The sequence below is a fragment of the Pseudoflavonifractor intestinihominis genome, assembly GCF_040096055.1.
Classification (GTDB): domain Bacteria; phylum Bacillota; class Clostridia; order Oscillospirales; family Oscillospiraceae; genus Pseudoflavonifractor; species Pseudoflavonifractor intestinihominis.
This window is the reverse complement of the sequence record NZ_JBBMFK010000017.1, coordinates 41,538-58,856: the sequence shown is the minus strand read 5'-3', so window position 1 is coordinate 58,856 and position 17,319 is coordinate 41,538. Positions and strand designations below refer to the sequence as shown.

Sequence of the window (17,319 nt, the reverse complement as noted above, 5' to 3'; positions counted from 1 at the left end):
CATATTTCTCTGAAGATGATGGGAGGTCATTCATATTCGGTGCGAATTGTGAACGTCTGGGGCAAATCAAAGATGTCCTTTTTCAAAAAGAGCGGATAAAAATATTCGTGCTGTAATTGTTCGTATTTCAGCCACTCAAAAGTATGCTGGTGACTTCCTTCCCGTATAAAAAACCTGTCGCCTTTATCAAGCAGGTCAGTATGTGAAATGTCCATCAGAAAATAAATACAGACCTCATGGTAGTGCAGGCCATCAACATCCTCTTTGAAAAAGCCCTGATTGAACCAAAGAGGACGGACAATCTTGGCTGTAATATTTAATTCTTCTTCTATTTCTCTGGTGACGGCATCTTCTGCCGTTTCACCCAGTTTGACACGTCCGCCGGGCAGATAGAAATAGGGGGAGCGTTCATCGTGCATGGCCAAAATCTTGCCGTCATTCAGAATGATGGCACATACTCTGTAATTGAATTTTTCATTCCCGGATTCAAATGAAATATCCATATCTCCACCTCGCAGTCAATTTTGCCGGGAGAATAAAAAACGCCGGAGCAAAGCCGGACTTTGCCCCGACATGGAACATCGCAACAGTATAGATGCCGCAGCTTTCAGGTTTGCACCCAATGCCAAATCGAAGCCCGGCGAAGCGGGTTCGCTTTGGAAAGGAGGAGCAGCGGCGTGAGCGCGCTCTGACTTTTGAAAAAAATCGGAGCAAGCGATACAGAGCTTGCTCCGACGTGGTACCGGTGGTGGGGCTCGAACCCACACGGTGTCGCCACCGGCGGATTTTGAATCCGCTACGTCTACCAATTTCATCACACCGGCATATTAAGGGGGAGGATCATGGCCTCCGGCTGCGTTACGGTATATTATACAGGAAACCGCGCGCCATTTCAAGGAGAAGTTTGCGCAGGGCCATAAACGCGGGTTGCAATGGGGGAAAAAGTATGGCAGAATAGCCCGTGAGGGCGCGAAGGGCTCAGCGCCTCCGAAAGGAGAGACGTTATGTATTATACGCTCTATCAGTTGGCCTGGTTTTTCCTGGTCTACTCCCTGGCAGGATGGTGCGTCAGCGTGGCGGCGGCCGCGGTGCGGCGGCACATCTTTGTCAACAGCGGCTTTCTCAACCTGCCGCTCAAACCGTCCTACGGCTTCGGCGCGGTGCTCTTCGCCATCTTCCTGCCTGAGCTGGCGGATCACCCGGTCTTTCTGGTGGTGGGCGGCGCGGTCATCGCCGCAGCCGTCACCTTTGTCACCGGGTTCCTGCTGGAGCGCATCTTCCACCGCCGCTGGTGGGACTATACCAGGCACCGGTTCCAGTTCGAGGGCTACATCTTCTTCCCGCTGCTGCTGGTGTGGGGCCTGCTGGCCCTGGCGTCCATCTGGTTCCTGGACCCCCTGCTGGCCGGGGTGCTGGACCGTATCCCCAGACTGGCCGGGCTGATCGCCCTGCTGGTGTGCTGGGGCGTGGTGGCGGTGGACTTTGTGGTGTCCCTGGTGTCGGTGCTCCAGCTCCGCTTCCGGCTGCGGCGCCTGGCCCGGCTGTCGGAGAACTTCCGGGACCTGTCCGACGTGTTCGGCAACGCTATCACCCGCCGGGTCCAGCGCCGGGTCCTCCGGGCCCACGAGCTGGAGGCGGAAAAGCTGCTGGAGGCCCAGACAGAGCGGGAAGAAAAGCGCGGCGTCTTTGCCGAGGGCTGCTGCTTCCACAAGCTGGTGTGGCTCTTTGTCATCGCCGCCTTTCTGGGGGATATCATCGAGACGCTGTTCTGCCGGGTGACGGCGGGGGTGTGGATGAGCCGGAGCAGTCTGATCTACGGCGCCTTCAGCGTGGTGTGGGGCCTGGGGGCGGTGATGTTCACCGCCGTGCTCTACAAGTACAAGGACCGCAGCGACCGGTACATCTTCCTGGCGGGCACCATCCTGGGCGGCGCCTACGAGTATGCGTGCAGCGTGTTCACCGAGTTGGCGTTCGGCACCGTGTTCTGGGATTACAGCCACCTCCCCTTCAACCTGGGGGGACGTATCAACCTGCTCTACTGCTTCTTCTGGGGCATTGCGGCGGTGGTGTGGCTCAAGGGCATCTACCCCGTGCTCTCCGGCCTGATCGAGCGCATTCCGCCCAAGATTGGCCGGATCGGCACCTGGGTGCTGATTGTGTTCATGGTGTGCAACATGGCGCTGTCGGCGCTGGCCCTGGCCCGGTACAACCAGCGGCAGACCGCGCCCGACGCACCCACCACCATCCTCTCCGACTTCCTGGACCGCCACTACCCCGACGAGCGGATCGCAAAGGTCTATCCCAACGCCATTCTGGTGGAGGAGTAAATAAGAGAAAACAGCCTGCGGCGCCTGAACAGGGGGCCGCAGGCTGTTTCCATGAAAGCCGGGACTTAACAAAAAGACGGGGATTTGGTATAATCGTGCCGTAACACCCGGAAAAGGGCGGGAGAGAAGGGGTTCTATGACAGCGGAACAGAAGACCAGCGTGCAGAACAGCATCGGCCGCCTGGTATTTGTGGGACTGTGCATCCTGCTGGAGGTACTTTGGATCGTCCTGCTCTACATCAGGCTCAACGAGTATTCGGCCATCCTCAGTGCCGTCACCCGTCTGGCGGCCCTGGTGATCGTGCTGAAGCTGTACGGAAAACACACCAATGCGGCCTTCAAGATGCCGTGGATGCTGCTTTTGCTGGCATTCCCGGTGCTGGGGGTGTGCCTGTACCTGCTGATGGGCCGGTCGGGCGCCACCCGGCGGATGGCCCGGCGGTTTGAAGCGGTGCACCAGACCCTGGCCAAGGGTGTGCCCGTCCGGCCGGACGTGGTGGAGGAGCTGAAGGCCCAGGGGGGCCCGGCGGGCAATCTGGCCGGCTACCTGCAGCGGTACGGGGGCTTCCCACTGTGCCGGAACACGGACGTGGACTTTTACGCCGACGCCGCCGACGGGCTGGAGGCCCAGCTCCGCGACCTGGAGCGGGCGGAGCGGTTCATCTTCATGGAGTACCACGCGGTACAGGAGGGCGCGGCCTTCGGCCGGCTGAAGGACGTGCTGGCCCGCAAGGCGGCCCAGGGCGTGGAGGTCCGCTTTATCTACGACGACATCGGCAGCATCGGCTTCATCAACCGGGACTTTATCCGCCGGATGGAGCAGGTGGGGGTGCAGTGCCGGGTGTTCAATCCGGTCATCCCGGTGTTCAACGTGTTTCTGAACAACCGGGACCACCGGAAGATCACGGTCATCGACGGCGCGGTGGGGTTCACCGGCGGGTACAATCTGGCCGACGAGTACTTCAACCTGACCCACCCCTTCGGCCGCTGGAAGGACACCGGCATCCGGCTGGAGGGGGACGCGGTGACCAGTCTGACGGCCCAGTTCCTGGAGATGTGGAACGCCATCCGCCCCACCGACGGAGACGTGAGCGCCTACCTGGCGCCGGTGCCCTATCAGAGCAGGGAGGGCGGCTTTGTCCAGCCCTACGCCGACAGCCCCCTGGACCAGGAGTTCGTGGGGGAGAACGTGTATCTGAGCATGGCCGAGGGGGCCAGGGAACGGGTGTGGTTCACCACGCCCTACCTCATCATCAGCGACGAGATGAACCGTGCCCTGGGTCTGGCGGCCCGGCGGGGGGTGGACGTGCGCATCATCACCCCCGGCATCCCGGACAAGAAGCTGGTGTACAGCGTCACCCGGTCCTACTACGCCGGGCTGGCCCGCAGCGGCGTGCGCATCTACGAGTACACCCCCGGGTTCATCCACGCCAAGCAGTGCGTGGCCGACGGGGAGACCGCCGTGGTGGGCACCATCAACATGGACTACCGCAGCCTGTACCTGCACTTTGAGAACGCGGTGCTCTTCCACGGCTGCGCCGCGGTGAAGCAGGTGGAGGAGGATTTCCGGAACACCTTCCCCCAGTGCCGGGAGGTGACCGGGCAGTACAGCTCGGGCCGCTCCGCCGTGCTGCGGGTGGGCCAGTGCCTGCTGCGGCTGTTCGCGCCGCTGCTGTGACGGCTCATCTCCCCGGAGCTGCTCCGGGATACACAGGGAGGACTTTGCCTTGAAAGAGAAAAAGATTTCCGTCTCGTCCAACACAGCGCTGAGCATTCTCATGCTGGTCCTGGTGGCTGTGCTGCTCCTGTTCAGCGTGTTTCTGGTCCGGGTGAAGCTGCTGGAGAACACCCAGAATTTGGGCATGGCCCTGGCCAAGAGCTACGCGGTGGAGGAGGAGATGCATCTGGACAGCTTCCGCCAGATCATCATCCTGGCCGCCCAGTACGTGGACGAGATTGACAGTGACGCGGGCAACGGCAGCGAGGTCCAGAGCTGGCTCCAGGACTATTTCTCCAAGCTGACCGTGATGCTGGGGGAGAACATGGTGGACCCCTACGCGGTGATCGACGGGGAGATCGTGGCGGCCAACCCGTGGGACGGGGACGCCGCCTACGACTACCGGTCCACGGATTGGTACCAGGACGCGCTGGCGGCCGGGGGCGAGGTGGTGTTCAGCGACGTGTATCAGGACGCCATCACCGGCGAGCCGGTGTTCACCATCTCCAAGGCGCTGGCACGCAGCGGCGACGTGCTGGCCATGGACGTGTACATCCACAGCCAGGGCCTCCACAACACCACCCAGACCCTGCCCGGCAACAGCTCCTACTATCTGTGCGACACCAACGGCACGCTGCTGTACACGGTGACCAGGTGGCAGACGGATGAGAAGACCCTGCAGATGTACGCCGATTATCTGATGGAGGGGATAAGGGACGGCTCCCTCTTTGCATACGACACCTCCATCACAGATATGGAGGGCGTGGAGCGGGGCGTGTACTACTCCACCATGAGCAACGGCTGGACGGTCATTATGACCATCCCCATCAGGACCATCCTGATGGGGGACCGGAACATGGTGGTGAATCTGCTGGCCGGGGTGGCGGTGCTGCTCTTTGCGGTGCTGACCGCCATGGTGATCCGGGATTTGCAGCAGAACAAGCGGATTAAAAAGGCGGGCAACACCATTCGGATTCTCAGCGACTCCTTTTACGCCGTCTACCGGGTGAACTTCCGCGAAGGGACCTATGAGGCCATCAAGATGTCCAGGGATCTGGAGTCCCAGATGCCCCGGACGGGAGGATACGACTTCCTGCTGGCCACGGTAAAGCAGGTGGTGGAGTCGGGGACCTACCAGGAATTTGAGCTGAGCTTTTCGCTGGAAAGCATCCGCCAGCGGGTGAGCGAGCACATCGCCGACTACGGCGGCGACTACCGGCGCCGCTTCGGCGAGATCTATAAATGGGTGAACATCCGCACCCTCTATGATGAGAAGCTGGCCCCCGACGAGGTGATTCTCTGCTTCCGGGACGTGGACATCGAGAAGCGCCAGCAGCTCCAGCACACCATCATCCTCCAGGAGGCCCTGGAGGCGGCCAAGAAGAGCACAAAGGCCAAGTCGGATTTCTTCAGCAGCATGTCCCACGACATGCGCACCCCGCTCAACGCCATCATCGGCTTCTCCCAGCTGGCTCAGAACAGCCAGGGGGACTGCTGCAAGATGTGGGACTACATGCAGAAGATCGAGTTCTCGGGCAAGCAGCTGCTGGCTCTCATCAACGACATCCTGGAGCTGTCCAAGATGGAGGCGGGGAAGAACGCCCTCAACAACAAGCGCTTCAACCTGAAGCAGTACGTGGAGGAGTCGGCGGGGATCTTCCGGACCCAGGCGGAGCACCAGGGCAAGCACTTCTCCGTCGAGCTGGACATCCACAACGAGGAGGTGGTGGGGGACGAGTTCAAGATCGGCCAGATCCTCAACAACCTCCTCTCCAACTCCCTGAAGTACAGCAATCCGGGGGCGGACATCCGGCTGGAGGTGCGCCAGTTCGACTTCCAGCGGCACAGCAAGTACCAGATCGTGGTGGAGGACACGGGCATCGGCATGTCCAAGAGCTTCCTGGAGCATCTGTTTGACCCCTACGCCCGGGAGACCTGCTTCACCAGCGCCGTCACCGTGGGCACCGGTCTGGGTATGCCCATCGTCAAGAGCCTGGTGCAGCAGATGAGCGGCGAGATCTCGGTGGAGAGCACCCTGGGGAAGGGGAGCAAGTTCACCGTCACCCTGCCGCTGGAGGCGGTCTCCGGGGAGGAGGACGCCCAGGAGAAGAAGGAGGAGCAGAGCAGCCCCTTCCAGCTGGCGGGGCGGAAGATTCTCCTGGCGGAGGACAACGAGCTGAATATGGAGATCGCCACCGAGATCCTCTCCATGAACGACGTGGAGGTGCTCCAGGCGGTCAACGGCGCGGAGGCGGTGCGCATCTTCCAGGCGGCGGCGCCCTACTCCATCGACGCCATCCTGATGGACATGCAGATGCCGGAGATGGACGGCTGTCAGGCGGCCAGGGCCATCCGGGCGCTGGACAAGCCGGACGCGGCCACGGTGCCCATCATCGCCGTCACCGCCAACGCCTTTGCCGAGGACATCGCCAAGACCACCGAGGCGGGCATGAACGGGCACATCTCCAAGCCCATCGATGTGTCCCTGCTCTACCAGGCGCTGGAGAAATGTATGAAGCACGAATAAAAGAAAACCGGGCCGCCCCTCAGCAGGGCGGCCCGGTTTTGTCCAAAGGACAGGAAAAGCGGGGCATGGCGTCTGCCATGCCCCGCTCTGTGTGCGCTGAAATCTGGATTTAGCCCAGCTGAGCCTTCGCCATCTCGGTGAGGGCGGTGAAGGCGGCCTTGTCGTTGACAGCCAGCTCGGCCAGCATCTTGCGGTTGATCTCCACGCCGGCCTTCTTCAGGCCGTTCATGAAGGTGGAGTAGTTCATGCCGTTCATCTTGCAGGCGGCGCTGATGCGGGTGATCCACAGCTGACGGAAGTCGCGCTTCTTCAGCCGGCGGCCGGTGTAGGCGTACTTCAGGGACTTCATGACCTGCTCTTTGGCCATCTTGAAGTGCTTGCTCTTGGCGCCCCAGTAGCCCTTGGCCAGCTTGAGGACCTTATTTCTTCTCTTGCGCGTCATCATCGCGCCTTTAACTCTAGCCATTTGTAAAAAGCCTCCTATGTTATGAGTAAAAGGGGGTGGCCCCTCCGGCTCTCAGCGAGCCTCCTCTCCGGGAAGGAGATGGTAAGGTTCTTATTTGTAGGGAATCATGCGCTTGATGGCGGACTCGTTGGTCTTGTCCGCGTAAGCGCCGGCGCGGAGGCCTCTCTTGCGCTTGGTGTCCTTGCCGTGGCCGTTGAGCAGGTGGGACTTGAAGGCGTGGGCGCGCTTGACCTTGCCGCTCTTGGTGAGGTTGAAGCGCTTCTTGGCGCCGCTGTGGGTTTTGAGCTTAGGCATTTTAGTGATCTCCTTTACTGTTAAATACCTGGGACAGCCGCCGGGACGGCGGTTTTACTTCTTGGCGTCCTTACCGACCTTGGAGGACAGGAAGATGGACATGTGCCGTCCGTCCAGCTTGGGGTCCTTGTCCAGCGTGGCCACGTCGGCGCACTGCTCGGCAAACTTGAGCAGCAGATCCTTGCCGATCTCGGTATGGGCCATTTCGCGGCCGCGGAAGCGGACCGTCACCTTGACCCGGTCGCCGTCGGCCAGGAACTTCTGCGCATTGCGGACTTTGACATTGAAGTCGTTGACGTCGATGCCGGGAGACATGCGCACTTCCTTGATTTCCACCACGCGCTGGTTCTTCCGCGCCTCCTTCTCCCGCTTCTGCTGCTCGAACTTGAACTTGCCGTAGTCCATGAGCTTGCAGACCGGGGGAACCGCGGTGGGAGAGATCTTGACCAGATCCAGGCCCTGCTCCATGGCCTTCTCCAGAGCCTCTCTGGCGGACATGATGCCCAGCTGAGCGCCGTCGGCGCCCACCAGACGGACCTCTCTGTCCCGAATCTCCTCGTTGAGCTGATGACCCTGTTTGCTGATAGGAAAGCACCTCCAATTCGTTAAGCAAGCCAAGCCTGCACCTGGCTGAAACCGCAAAAAAAGCGGCTACCAACCGGTACCCGCGTCCAACACAACAACACCCGCCGCATCCTGGGAGGCGGCGCGCGCTGAACCATGTTGACCTCTTTGCCTGGGGCTGGAGGTGAGGACGGAGGTACCGTTCCTGCTTTATTGTGCTGAGATACTATACCACATATCATACTCACAGTCAAGTAAAAAATTTGTATAGAGAATGTAGAAAAGTTTTGAGGGGGCATGCGGGGGAAATGTGGTCAAAAGAGGAGAAATGCTGTACTATTTGTTCAAAATGCCCGTGGCAGCGGCGGGATATGAAAGGTAACTTGTAAAAATTTCGAACTAAACGGTCAAATGACGATTGCTCTTTGCTTAAGACTGCGTTATAATAGCCTTGCCAGCCCAGTGAGGGACGGAGAGACGTCTGTTGCCGAACTGGGCCATCTGTTTCTTGAAAGGAAGGTAGATCACATTGAAGAAGTCTCGTAAGATCCTGGCTCTCATTCTGTCCCTGGCAATGGTCTTCGCTCTGGCCGCCTGCGGCAACCAGGAGACCGGCGGAGACACCAACAGCCCCGCTCCCTCCGGCAGTCAGCCTGTTGAGGGCAGCCAGACTCCCGCTACCCAGTCCGGCGGCGAGGAGAACACCGCTACCGACATCAAGGTGGCCATGATCACCGACTACGGCGACATCACTGACCAGTCCTTCAACCAGACCACCTATGAGGCCTGCAAGGCCTACTGCGATCCCGCCGGCATCCCCTTTGAGTACTACAAGCCCGTCGGCGACTCCACCCCCGAGCGTGTGGCCATGATCGACGCCGCTGTGGCCGACGGCTACAACGTCATCGTGATGCCCGGCTACGCCTTTGCCGAGGCCATCAAGGAGACCGCTGAGCTGTATCCCGACACCACCTTCATCGCCCTGGACGTGGGCGAGGGCGACCTGGACCCCAACGGTGAGGGCTACACCCTTCCCTCCAATGTGTACTGCGCCGTGTACCAGGAAGAGCTGTGCGGCTACATGGCCGGCTACGCCGCTGTGAAGCTGGGCTACACCCACCTGGGCTTCCTGGGCGGCATGGCCGTGCCCGCTGTCCAGCGCTACGGCTACGGCTACATCCAGGGCGCTGACGCCGCCGCCGCTGAGACCGGCGCCGACGTGACCCTGGAGTATGTCTACGGCAACCAGTTCTTCGGCGACGCCGACATCACCGCCTACATGGACAACTGGTATCAGTCCCTGGGCGTGCAGGTCGTGTTCGCCTGCGGCGGCGGCATCTACACCTCCGCTGCCGAGGCTGCTGCCAAGGCCGGCGGCAAGGTCATCGGCGTGGATGTGGACCAGGCCGGCATCATCTCCGCCTACGGCGAGGATATGACCGTCACCTCCGCCATGAAGGGCCTGGCCAACACCACCCAGCACCTGCTGGATGAGGTTGTCAACGGCAACTTCGCCAACTACGGCGGCAAGATCGAGACCCTGGGTCTGGTGTCCGGCGACGATCCCGAGGCCAACTATGTCCAGCTGCCCATGGAGTCCACTCAGTGGAGCGACGGCTTCACCCAGGACGACTACAAGGCCCTGGTGAAGGCCATGTTCGACGGCGAGATCACCGTCTCCAACGACGTGTCCGTGGAGCCCGCTGCCAATGCCACCACCATCACCGTCAACAGCTACGAGAACATCAAGTAAGGAACAGATGCCGAAAGAGGGCGGGCCAGGTCCCGCCCTCTTTTTTTAAGCAGGCCACTGTGCACAAAGCGGCTTTGAATTTTTCTGGAAAATCCGTCAAATTTCCTTGGAAGAAATCATTGGATATTGTATAATGGTAGTGTCAATTAAGCGCAAGGCGGCTTTGCCCTCCGGCAGAAGCCCGGCGCGGAACTATATGAGGGGGAGGTCGTCGGCTTGGAACAAGCATATGCTATCGAAATGCTGAACATCACCAAGAAGTTTCCCGGCATTATCGCAAACGACAACATTACGCTTCAGTTAAAAAAGGGAGAAATCCACGCCCTTCTGGGCGAGAACGGCGCGGGTAAGTCCACTCTGATGAGCGTGCTCTTCGGGCTCTATCAGCCGGAGGAGGGCACCATCAAAAAGGACGGTCAGGTGGTCTCCATCAAGAACCCCAACGACGCCAACGACCTGGGTATCGGCATGGTGCACCAGCACTTCAAGCTGGTGGAGGTGTTCTCTGTTCTGGACAACATCATCCTGGGCGTGGAGCCCACCAAGGGTCCCTTCCTGAAGAAGGATGAGGCCCGGAAAAAGGTGGTGGCCCTCAGCGAGAAGTACGGGCTGAAGGTGGACCCGGACGCCATGGTGGAGGACATCACCGTGGGCATGCAGCAGCGCACCGAGATCCTGAAGATGCTCTACCGGGACAACGAGATCCTGATCTTTGACGAGCCCACCGCCGTTCTGACCCCTCAGGAGATCGACGAGCTGATGGAGATCATGCGCGGCCTGCGGGCCGAGGGCAAGAGCATCCTGTTCATCACCCACAAGCTCAACGAGATCATGGCTGTGGCCGACCGGTGCACCGTCCTGCGCAAGGGTAAGTATATCGGCACCGTGGACGTGGCCTACACCACCAAGGAAGAGCTGTCCAAGATGATGGTGGGCCGGGACGTGGACTTTGTGGTCCACAAGGAGCCCGCCAAGCCCGGCGACGTGGTGCTGGATGTGAAGGACCTGACCGTGGCCTCCAAGGTCCACAAGAACAACGCCGTGAAGGGCGTTTCTTTCCAGGCCCGGGCCGGGGAGATCGTCTGTATCGCCGGCATCGACGGCAACGGCCAGAGCGAGCTGGTGTATGGCCTGACCGGTATCGAGCCTGTTGTGTCGGGCACCATCACCTTCAAGGGCCAGGACATTACCAACGCCCCCATCCGCAAGCGGTCGGTCTCCGGCATGAGCCACATCCCCGAGGACCGGCACAAGTACGGCCTGGTGCTGGACTACACCCTGGAGGACAACATGGTGCTCCAGCGGTACTTTGAGCCCGAGTTCGTCCACGCCGGCTTCATGAAGCGGAAGGCCATCCGGGCCTATGCCGAGCGGCTCATTCAGGAGTACGACGTCCGCTCCGGACAGGGCCCCATCACCCTCGCCCGCAGCATGTCCGGCGGCAACCAGCAGAAGGCCATCGTGGCCCGTGAGATCGACAAGAACCCGGATCTGCTCATCGCCGTCCAGCCCACCCGCGGCCTGGACGTGGGCGCCATCGAGCACATCCACAGCCAGATCGTGGCCCAGCGGGACGCCGGCAAGGCCGTCCTCCTGGTCAGCCTGGAGCTGGACGAGGTCATGGCGCTGAGCGACCGGATCCTGGTCATGTACGAGGGCGAGGTCGTGGGCGAGCTGGACCCCAAGACCACTACGGTGGAAGAAATGGGCCTGTATATGTCGGGCGCCAAGAGGGAGGGGAAATAAAGGATGAAGCAAGGAAAAAAGTCCGGTTCCATCTGGAAGAACAAAGGCTTTCAATCTCTGGCGGCCTCGCTGCTGTGCATCCTGATCGGACTGCTGGTGGGCTATATCGTCCTGCTCATCATCAATCCCGCCGGCGCGACGGAAGCCATCAAGACCATTGTGGAGAACTTCCTCTACTATCCCAGCGCCGCGGCACAGCTGAAGTACCTGGGCAACACCCTGGTCAAGACCGTGCCCCTCATCATGTGCTCCCTGTCCATCCTGTTCGCCTATAAGGTGGGCCTGTTCAACATCGGCGCCGCCGGACAGTACGTGGTGGGCGCGGGCGCCAGCCTCTACTGCGCCCTGGCCCTGAATATGCCCTGGTATGTGTGCATCATCGCCGCCATCCTGGCCGGCTGCATCCTGGGCGGCATCTCCGGCGCCCTGAAGGCCTACTGCAACGTCAACGAGGTCATCTCCTGCATCATGCTCAACTGGATCAGCCTCTACGCGGTCAACATGCTGCTGGGCAACGTGAAGGAGACCGCCAGCCCCTACACCCTGACCCTGGCCAGCACCAACAAGAGCGCCATCCTGCCCAGCCTGGGCCTGGGCAAGTTCTTCAGCAACAACCAGTACGTGACCATCGCCATCCCCCTGGTGGTGATCATCTCCATCGTGGTGTGGGTGGTGCTGGAGAAGACCAAGTTCGGCTATGAGCTGAAGGCCACCGGCTTCAACAAGTACGCCGCCAAGTACTGCGGCATGAAGGAGAAGCAGAACATCATCCTCACCATGGTCATCGCCGGCGGTCTGGCCGCCATGGGCGCGGGCATGTTCTATCTCACCGGCTTCGAGCAGTGGCAGACCACCGCCTCCTCTGTGCCCGCCATGGGCTTCAACGGCATCGCCGCCGCCTTCCTGGGCGGCCTGAACCCCATCGGCGCCATCTTCTCCTCCTACTTCATCCAGCATATCACCAACGGCGGCGCCTACGTGGACAAGACCATGTACTCCGCCCAGATCGCCGACTTTATCTCCGCCCTCATCATCTACCTGTGCGGCTTCGTGCTGTTCTTCAAGAGCTTCATGGACCGCCGGGCCGACCGCAAGGCGGAGGCCAAAGCCCTGGCGGCTGCCAAGGCCGCTGAGAACGGGGAAGGAGGGGACAAGTAAATGGTACTGCTCATTCAGTATACGCTGATTTTTGCCTCCGTCCTGATCCTGGTGGCGCTGGGCGGCTGCTTCTCGGAGCACTCCGGTGTCATCAACATCGGCCTGGAGGGCATTATGGTCATGGGCGCCCTGGGCGGCGCGCTGATGATGAAGTTCCTGCCTGCCGGCACTCCCGCGCCGGCGGTCATCCTGGCGGTGGTCGTGGCCGCCATGGCCCTGGGCCTGGTGTACTCCCTGCTGCTGGCCGTGGCCGCCATCAACTTCAAGGCGGACCAGACCCTGGTGGGTACCGCCATGAACCTGCTGGGCACCGCCGCCGCCACCGTGTTCGTCAAGGCCATGAACACCTCGGAGAACGTGAACAACGTCTCCTCCACCATCCAGTATATCGAGCCCAAGAAGGCCTTTATCGTCAACATCGCCGGCTTTGAGTTCAACTGGTTCATGCTCCTGGCCGTCATCGCCCTGGTGCTGGCCTATGTGACGCTGTACAAGACCCGCTTCGGCCTGCGGCTGTGCGCCTGCGGCGAGCACCCCCAGGCGGCCGACTCCGTGGGCATCAATGTGTACAAGATGCGCTATGCCGGCGTGCTCATCTCCGGCGTGCTGGGCGGTCTGGGCGGTATCGTCTATATCACCGCCGGCGTCAGCGAGTGGAAGTTTGAGAACGGCGTGGCCGGCTTCGGCTTCCTGGCCCTGGCCGTCATGATCTTCGGTCAGTGGAAGCCCACCCGCATCGCCCTGGCCGCCCTGGTGTTCGGCCTGTTCCGGGCCCTGGGCAACGTGTACACCGGCTTCGACTTCCTGGCTGCCCTCAACCTGCCCAGCAGCGTGTACAACATGCTGCCCTATATCATCTCCCTGATCATCCTGGCCTTCACCTCCGGCAAGTCCCGGGCGCCCAAGGCCGAGGGTATCCCCTACGACAAGGGACAGCGCTGACCCCTGTCACAAGCTGATTCCAAGCGGACCGCCGCCCATCCGGGCGGCGGTCCGTTTGTCATTTCTGCCGAAAACAGACCCGCCGGGCGGCATTTTCGAGAGAAAACAGGGTCCGGCGCCGAAAAAACAGGGGAGGGGAAGAAATTTGCCTGCGAAAGGTTGACATCTGCATGTGATGCGCATACAATAATTGCACGCACAACAATAAGAACTGCAACTGAGGAGGCGACGGCACGTGCTTCTGCGGATTTTTTCCTACCTGAAGCCCTACCGGAAATACACCATACTGGCGGTGCTCTGCATCGCGGTGGAGGCGGTCTTTGAGCTGATCATCCCCTTCCTGATGGCGGACATCGTGGATGTGGGCGTCAAGAACGGGGACACCACGTACATTTTCACCCGGGGCGCCATGATGGCCGTGTGCGCCCTGCTGGCTCTGCTGTTCGGCGCGGGCAGCGCCCGCTTTGCCGCCGTGTGCGGCCAGGGTCTGGGCGCAGAGCTGCGGAAGGAGGAGTACCGCAAGATCCAGGCCTTCTCCTTTGCCAACACCGACCGGTTCCAGACGGCCTCCCTGGTCACCCGGCTCACCAGCGACGTGACCGCCGTGCAGAACGCCCTGGCCACCGGCCTGCGGCCCGCCGTCCGCTCCCCCATCATGATGGTCATGGCCCTGGGCCTGTCCTTTCGCATGAGCCCCAGGCTGGCGGTGGTGTTCCTGGTGGCGGCGCCCCTGCTGGGCATCCTGCTGTGGCAGATCGTCAGCCGGGTGCGGCCCATGTACGGCAAAATGCAGGCTGCCATGGACCAGGTCAACCGGATCATCCAGGAGAATCTGACCGCCATCCGGGTGGTGAAGGCCTGCGTCCGGGGGGAGTACGAGGTGGAGAAGTTCGAGGAGGTCAACAAGAACCTGCGGGACACCTCCGAGCGGGCCTTCCGGCTGGCGGCCCTGAACATGCCCGCCATGCAGCTGATCATGTACAGCACCATCCTGGCCATCCTGTGGTTCGGCGGACGGCTGACCATGGTGGGCGGCATGGAGGTGGGCGACCTGACCGGCTTCCTCAGCTACGTGCTCCAGGTGCTCAACTCCCTGATGATGTTCTCCGCCGTGTTCCTCATGCTCACCCGGTCCCTGGCCTCCTGCCGCCGGATCCTGGAGGTCATGGACGAGAAGATCGACATCACCGAGATCCCCGGCGTCACCGACCCGGACGCCAAGGTGGAGCGGGGCGAGATCGTGTTTGACGACGTGTCCTTCCGCTACCGGGCGGGAGCGGGGGAGAACGTGCTGGACCACGTGTCCTTCCGCATCGAGGCGGGGCAGACCGTGGGCATCCTGGGCCAGACCGGCTCGGCCAAGTCCACCCTGGTCCAGCTCATCCCCCGGCTGTACGACGTCACCGGCGGCGCGGTGTATGTGGACGGCCGGAACGTGAAGGAGTACCCCCTGGAGCACCTGCGGGACGCCATCGCCATGGTGCTCCAGAAGAACACCCTATTCTCTGGCACGGTGAAGGACAACCTCCGCTGGGGCAACGAACACGCCACCGACGAGGAGATCGACCAGGCCTGCCATATCGCCTGCGTGGACGAGTTCATCGACCGGCTCCAGAACGGGTACGACACCGAGCTGGGCCAGGGGGGCGTCAACGTGTCGGGCGGCCAGAAGCAGCGGCTGTGCATCGCCCGGGCCATCCTGAAAAAACCCAGGGTGCTCATCCTGGACGACTCCACCTCCGCCGTGGACACGGCCACCGAGGCCAAGATCCGCCAGGGCCTGGCCCAGGGCCTGCCCGGCACCACCAAGATCATCATCGCCCAGCGGGTGACCTCCGTCCAGGAGGCGGACCAGATCCTCATCCTGGAGGACGGAAAGATCAGCGCCGTGGGCAACCATGAGAGCCTGATGGCCTCCAACCCCTTCTACCAGGGGCTCTATCAGTCTCAGCAGAAAGGAGCGCTGGAATAATGGCTGCAATGGTAAGAGGCCGGGGGCCCAAGGACACCAAAAAGACCATACTCCAGCTCATGCGCTATCTGGGGCGGCACAAGCTGGCTCTGGTGGCCGTGGCCGTGATGGTGTTTATCGGCAGCGGCGCCAACATCTTCGGCACCTATCTGCTCAAGCCGGTCATCAACCAGTACGTGCTGCCCGGGGATGTGCGCGGCCTGATGGTGATGCTGCTGCTCATGGGCCTGATGTACCTGTCGGGGGCCGCCGCCACCTGGGGCTACAACCAGCTCATGGCCCACACCGCCCAGCAGGTGGTGGCGGAGATCCGCTCCGACCTGTTCGCCCACGTCCAGACCCTGCCCCTGCGGTATTTTGACACCCACACCCACGGCGAGCTCATGAGCCGCTTCACCAACGACGTGGACACCCTCACCAACATGCTCAACAACTCCTTCGCCATGCTCATCCAGAGCGCCATCATGGTGGTGGGTACCATCAGCATGCTGCTGGTGCTCAACTTCCGGCTGTCCCTCATCGTGGTGGCCTTTCTGGCGGCCATGGCCCTGTTCATCCGGTGGAACGGCAAGCGCAGCCGCCGGTACTACAACGAGCAGCAGGCCCGGCTGGGCGACCTGAACGGCTTCATCGAGGAGATGGTGTCCGGCCAGAAGGTGGAGAAGGTGTTCAACCACGAGCCCCAGGACTTTGAGATCTTCTGCCGGAAGAACGAGGACCTGCGGAAGGCGGCTACCAAGGCCGTCAACTACGCGGGCATGACCGTGCCCACGGTGGTCAGCCTGTCCTACTTCAACTACGCCGTGTCCGCCTGTGTGGGCGGCATGTTCGTGCTCTCCGGCCTGATGGACCTGGGCAGCCTGTCGGCCTACCTGGTGTACGTCCGGCAGAGCGCCATGCCCATGAACCAGTTCACCCAGCAGGTCAACTTCATCATGGCCGCCCTGTCCGGCGCGGAGCGGATCTTTGAGATGATGGAGGAGCAGCCTGAGCCGGACGAGGGCAAGGTGACCCTATGCCGGGCCCGGGAGAACGCCGACGGCACCCTCACCGAGGACCCCGCCGGCATCTACGCCTGGCGGGTGCCTCAGGCCGACGGTACGGTCAGGCTGGTGCCTCTGCGGGGGGACGTGCGCTTCCACAACGTGGTCTTCGGGTACAATAGCAAAAAGACCATCCTCCACAGCATCGACCTGTTTGCCAAGCCGGGGCAGAAGATCGCCTTCGTGGGCTCCACCGGCGCGGGCAAGACCACCATCATCAACCTCATCAACCGGTTCTACGAGCTCAACGAGGGCGCCATCACCTACGACGGCATCGACCTGCGGGACATCCGCAAGGACGATCTGCGCCGGTCCATGGCCATGGTCATCCAGGACGCCCACCTCTTCACCGGCACCATCCTGGAGAACATCCGGTACGGCAGGCTGGACGCCACCGACGAGGAGGTGAAGGAGGCGGCCAGGCTGGCCAACGCCGACTCCTTCATCCGCCGCCTGCCCGACGGGTACGACACCATGCTCACCTCGGACGGCGCCAACCTGTCCCAGGGCCAGCGGCAGCTGCTCACCATCGCCCGGGCCGCCGTGGCCCAGCCGCCGGTGCTGGTGCTGGACGAGGCCACCAGCTCGGTGGACACCCGCACCGAACAGCTCATCGAGCAGGGCATGGACCACCTCATGGAGGGCCGCACCGTGTTCGTCATCGCCCACCGGCTCTCCACCGTCCGCAACGCCCAGGCCATCCTGGTGCTGGAGCAGGGGCGGATCATCGAACGGGGCAGCCACGAGGAGCTGCTGGCCCAGAAGGGCCGGTACTACCAGCTCTACACCGGCCAGTTCGAGCTGGAGTGA

Annotated in this window: 13 protein-coding genes and 1 tRNA gene; 9 read left to right on the top strand and 5 right to left on the bottom strand. The window is 61.7% G+C overall.

Annotation, left to right across the window (positions count from 1 at the left end; genetic code table 11):
* Positions 1–26: 26 nt before the first annotated feature.
* Positions 27–503 carry an NUDIX hydrolase gene (locus WMO64_RS11025; protein WP_349231997.1) on the bottom strand — a complete coding sequence of 159 codons (477 nt, stop codon included), beginning with the start codon at positions 501–503 and terminating at the stop codon, positions 27–29.
* Between the two features lie 234 nt (positions 504–737).
* Positions 738–824: transfer RNA gene (locus WMO64_RS11020), tRNA-Leu, on the bottom strand.
* Positions 825–1,004: 180 nt separating this feature from the next.
* On the opposite strand from WMO64_RS11020, the gene WMO64_RS11015 reads away from it, so the two are divergent.
* The 3 genes from WMO64_RS11015 to WMO64_RS11005 all read left to right on the top strand — a co-directional run bounded on the left by WMO64_RS11015 (position 1,005) and on the right by WMO64_RS11005 (position 6,571).
* Positions 1,005–2,327, top strand: a complete 1,323-nt coding sequence (locus tag WMO64_RS11015) for a putative ABC transporter permease (protein WP_349231996.1) — start codon at positions 1,005–1,007, stop codon at positions 2,325–2,327.
* Between the two features lie 136 nt (positions 2,328–2,463).
* Positions 2,464–4,005 carry a cardiolipin synthase gene (gene cls, locus WMO64_RS11010; protein WP_294518120.1) on the top strand — a complete coding sequence of 514 codons (1,542 nt, stop codon included), beginning with the start codon at positions 2,464–2,466 and terminating at the stop codon, positions 4,003–4,005.
* A gap of 49 nt (positions 4,006–4,054) precedes the next feature.
* A complete protein-coding gene (locus tag WMO64_RS11005) occupies positions 4,055–6,571 on the top strand; it encodes an ATP-binding protein (RefSeq protein ID WP_349231995.1) in 2,517 nt (838 codons plus the stop codon).
* 109 nt (positions 6,572–6,680) lie between these two features.
* On the opposite strand, the gene rplT is transcribed toward WMO64_RS11005, so the two are convergent.
* The 3 genes from rplT to infC form a co-directional block, all read right to left on the bottom strand.
* A complete protein-coding gene (gene rplT / locus WMO64_RS11000) occupies positions 6,681–7,037 on the bottom strand; it encodes a 50S ribosomal protein L20 (RefSeq protein WP_006574163.1) in 357 nt (118 codons plus the stop codon).
* Between the two features lie 90 nt (positions 7,038–7,127).
* The gene (rpmI, locus tag WMO64_RS10995; RefSeq protein WP_006574162.1) at positions 7,128–7,331 is read right to left on the bottom strand and encodes a 50S ribosomal protein L35; all 204 of its coding nucleotides are present in this window, start codon (positions 7,329–7,331) and stop codon (positions 7,128–7,130) included.
* A gap of 54 nt (positions 7,332–7,385) precedes the next feature.
* Positions 7,386–7,949 carry a translation initiation factor IF-3 gene (infC, locus tag WMO64_RS10990; protein ID WP_349231994.1) on the bottom strand — a complete coding sequence of 188 codons (564 nt, stop codon included), beginning with the start codon at positions 7,947–7,949 and terminating at the stop codon, positions 7,386–7,388.
* Positions 7,950–8,424: 475 nt separating this feature from the next.
* Here infC and WMO64_RS10985 point away from each other — a divergent pair, with 475 nt between their 5' ends.
* From WMO64_RS10985 to WMO64_RS10960, 6 genes are all read left to right on the top strand, one after another.
* The gene (locus tag WMO64_RS10985; RefSeq protein WP_349231993.1) at positions 8,425–9,648 is read left to right on the top strand and encodes a BMP family lipoprotein; all 1,224 of its coding nucleotides are present in this window, start codon (positions 8,425–8,427) and stop codon (positions 9,646–9,648) included.
* A 240-nt stretch (positions 9,649–9,888) separates the two neighbouring features.
* Positions 9,889–11,394: an ABC transporter ATP-binding protein gene (locus WMO64_RS10980; protein ID WP_349232006.1), complete on the top strand. Its 1,506-nt coding sequence runs from the start codon at positions 9,889–9,891 to the stop codon at positions 11,392–11,394.
* A 3-nt stretch (positions 11,395–11,397) separates the two neighbouring features.
* Complete coding sequence (locus WMO64_RS10975) at positions 11,398–12,552, top strand: ABC transporter permease (RefSeq protein ID WP_349231992.1); 1,155 nt, start codon at positions 11,398–11,400, stop codon at positions 12,550–12,552.
* Positions 12,553–13,494, top strand: coding sequence for an ABC transporter permease (locus WMO64_RS10970; RefSeq protein ID WP_349231991.1), 942 nt, complete (start codon positions 12,553–12,555; stop codon positions 13,492–13,494).
* Between the two features lie 235 nt (positions 13,495–13,729).
* A complete protein-coding gene (locus tag WMO64_RS10965) occupies positions 13,730–15,466 on the top strand; it encodes an ABC transporter ATP-binding protein (protein WP_294518137.1) in 1,737 nt (578 codons plus the stop codon).
* A complete protein-coding gene (locus WMO64_RS10960; protein WP_294518139.1) occupies positions 15,466–17,319 on the top strand; it encodes an ABC transporter ATP-binding protein in 1,854 nt (617 codons plus the stop codon). The genes WMO64_RS10965 and WMO64_RS10960 overlap by 1 nt, the downstream gene beginning before the upstream one ends.

Bases quoted from the DNA above. Each gene is read 5' to 3' on its own strand.
- WMO64_RS11025 (WP_349231997.1), bottom strand. From the start codon at position 503: ATGGATATTTCATTTGAATCCGGGAATGAAAAATTCAATTACAGAGTA.
- WMO64_RS11015 (WP_349231996.1), top strand. From the start codon at position 1,005: ATGTATTATACGCTCTATCAGTTGGCCTGGTTTTTCCTGGTCTACTCC.
- cls (WP_294518120.1), top strand. From the start codon at position 2,464: ATGACAGCGGAACAGAAGACCAGCGTGCAGAACAGCATCGGCCGCCTG.
- rplT (WP_006574163.1), bottom strand. From the start codon at position 7,037: ATGGCTAGAGTTAAAGGCGCGATGATGACGCGCAAGAGAAGAAATAAG.
- rpmI (WP_006574162.1), bottom strand. From the start codon at position 7,331: ATGCCTAAGCTCAAAACCCACAGCGGCGCCAAGAAGCGCTTCAACCTC.
- WMO64_RS10980 (WP_349232006.1), top strand. From the start codon at position 9,889: ATGCTGAACATCACCAAGAAGTTTCCCGGCATTATCGCAAACGACAAC.
- WMO64_RS10975 (WP_349231992.1), top strand. From the start codon at position 11,398: ATGAAGCAAGGAAAAAAGTCCGGTTCCATCTGGAAGAACAAAGGCTTT.
- WMO64_RS10970 (WP_349231991.1), top strand. From the start codon at position 12,553: ATGGTACTGCTCATTCAGTATACGCTGATTTTTGCCTCCGTCCTGATC.
- WMO64_RS10960 (WP_294518139.1), top strand. From the start codon at position 15,466: ATGGCTGCAATGGTAAGAGGCCGGGGGCCCAAGGACACCAAAAAGACC.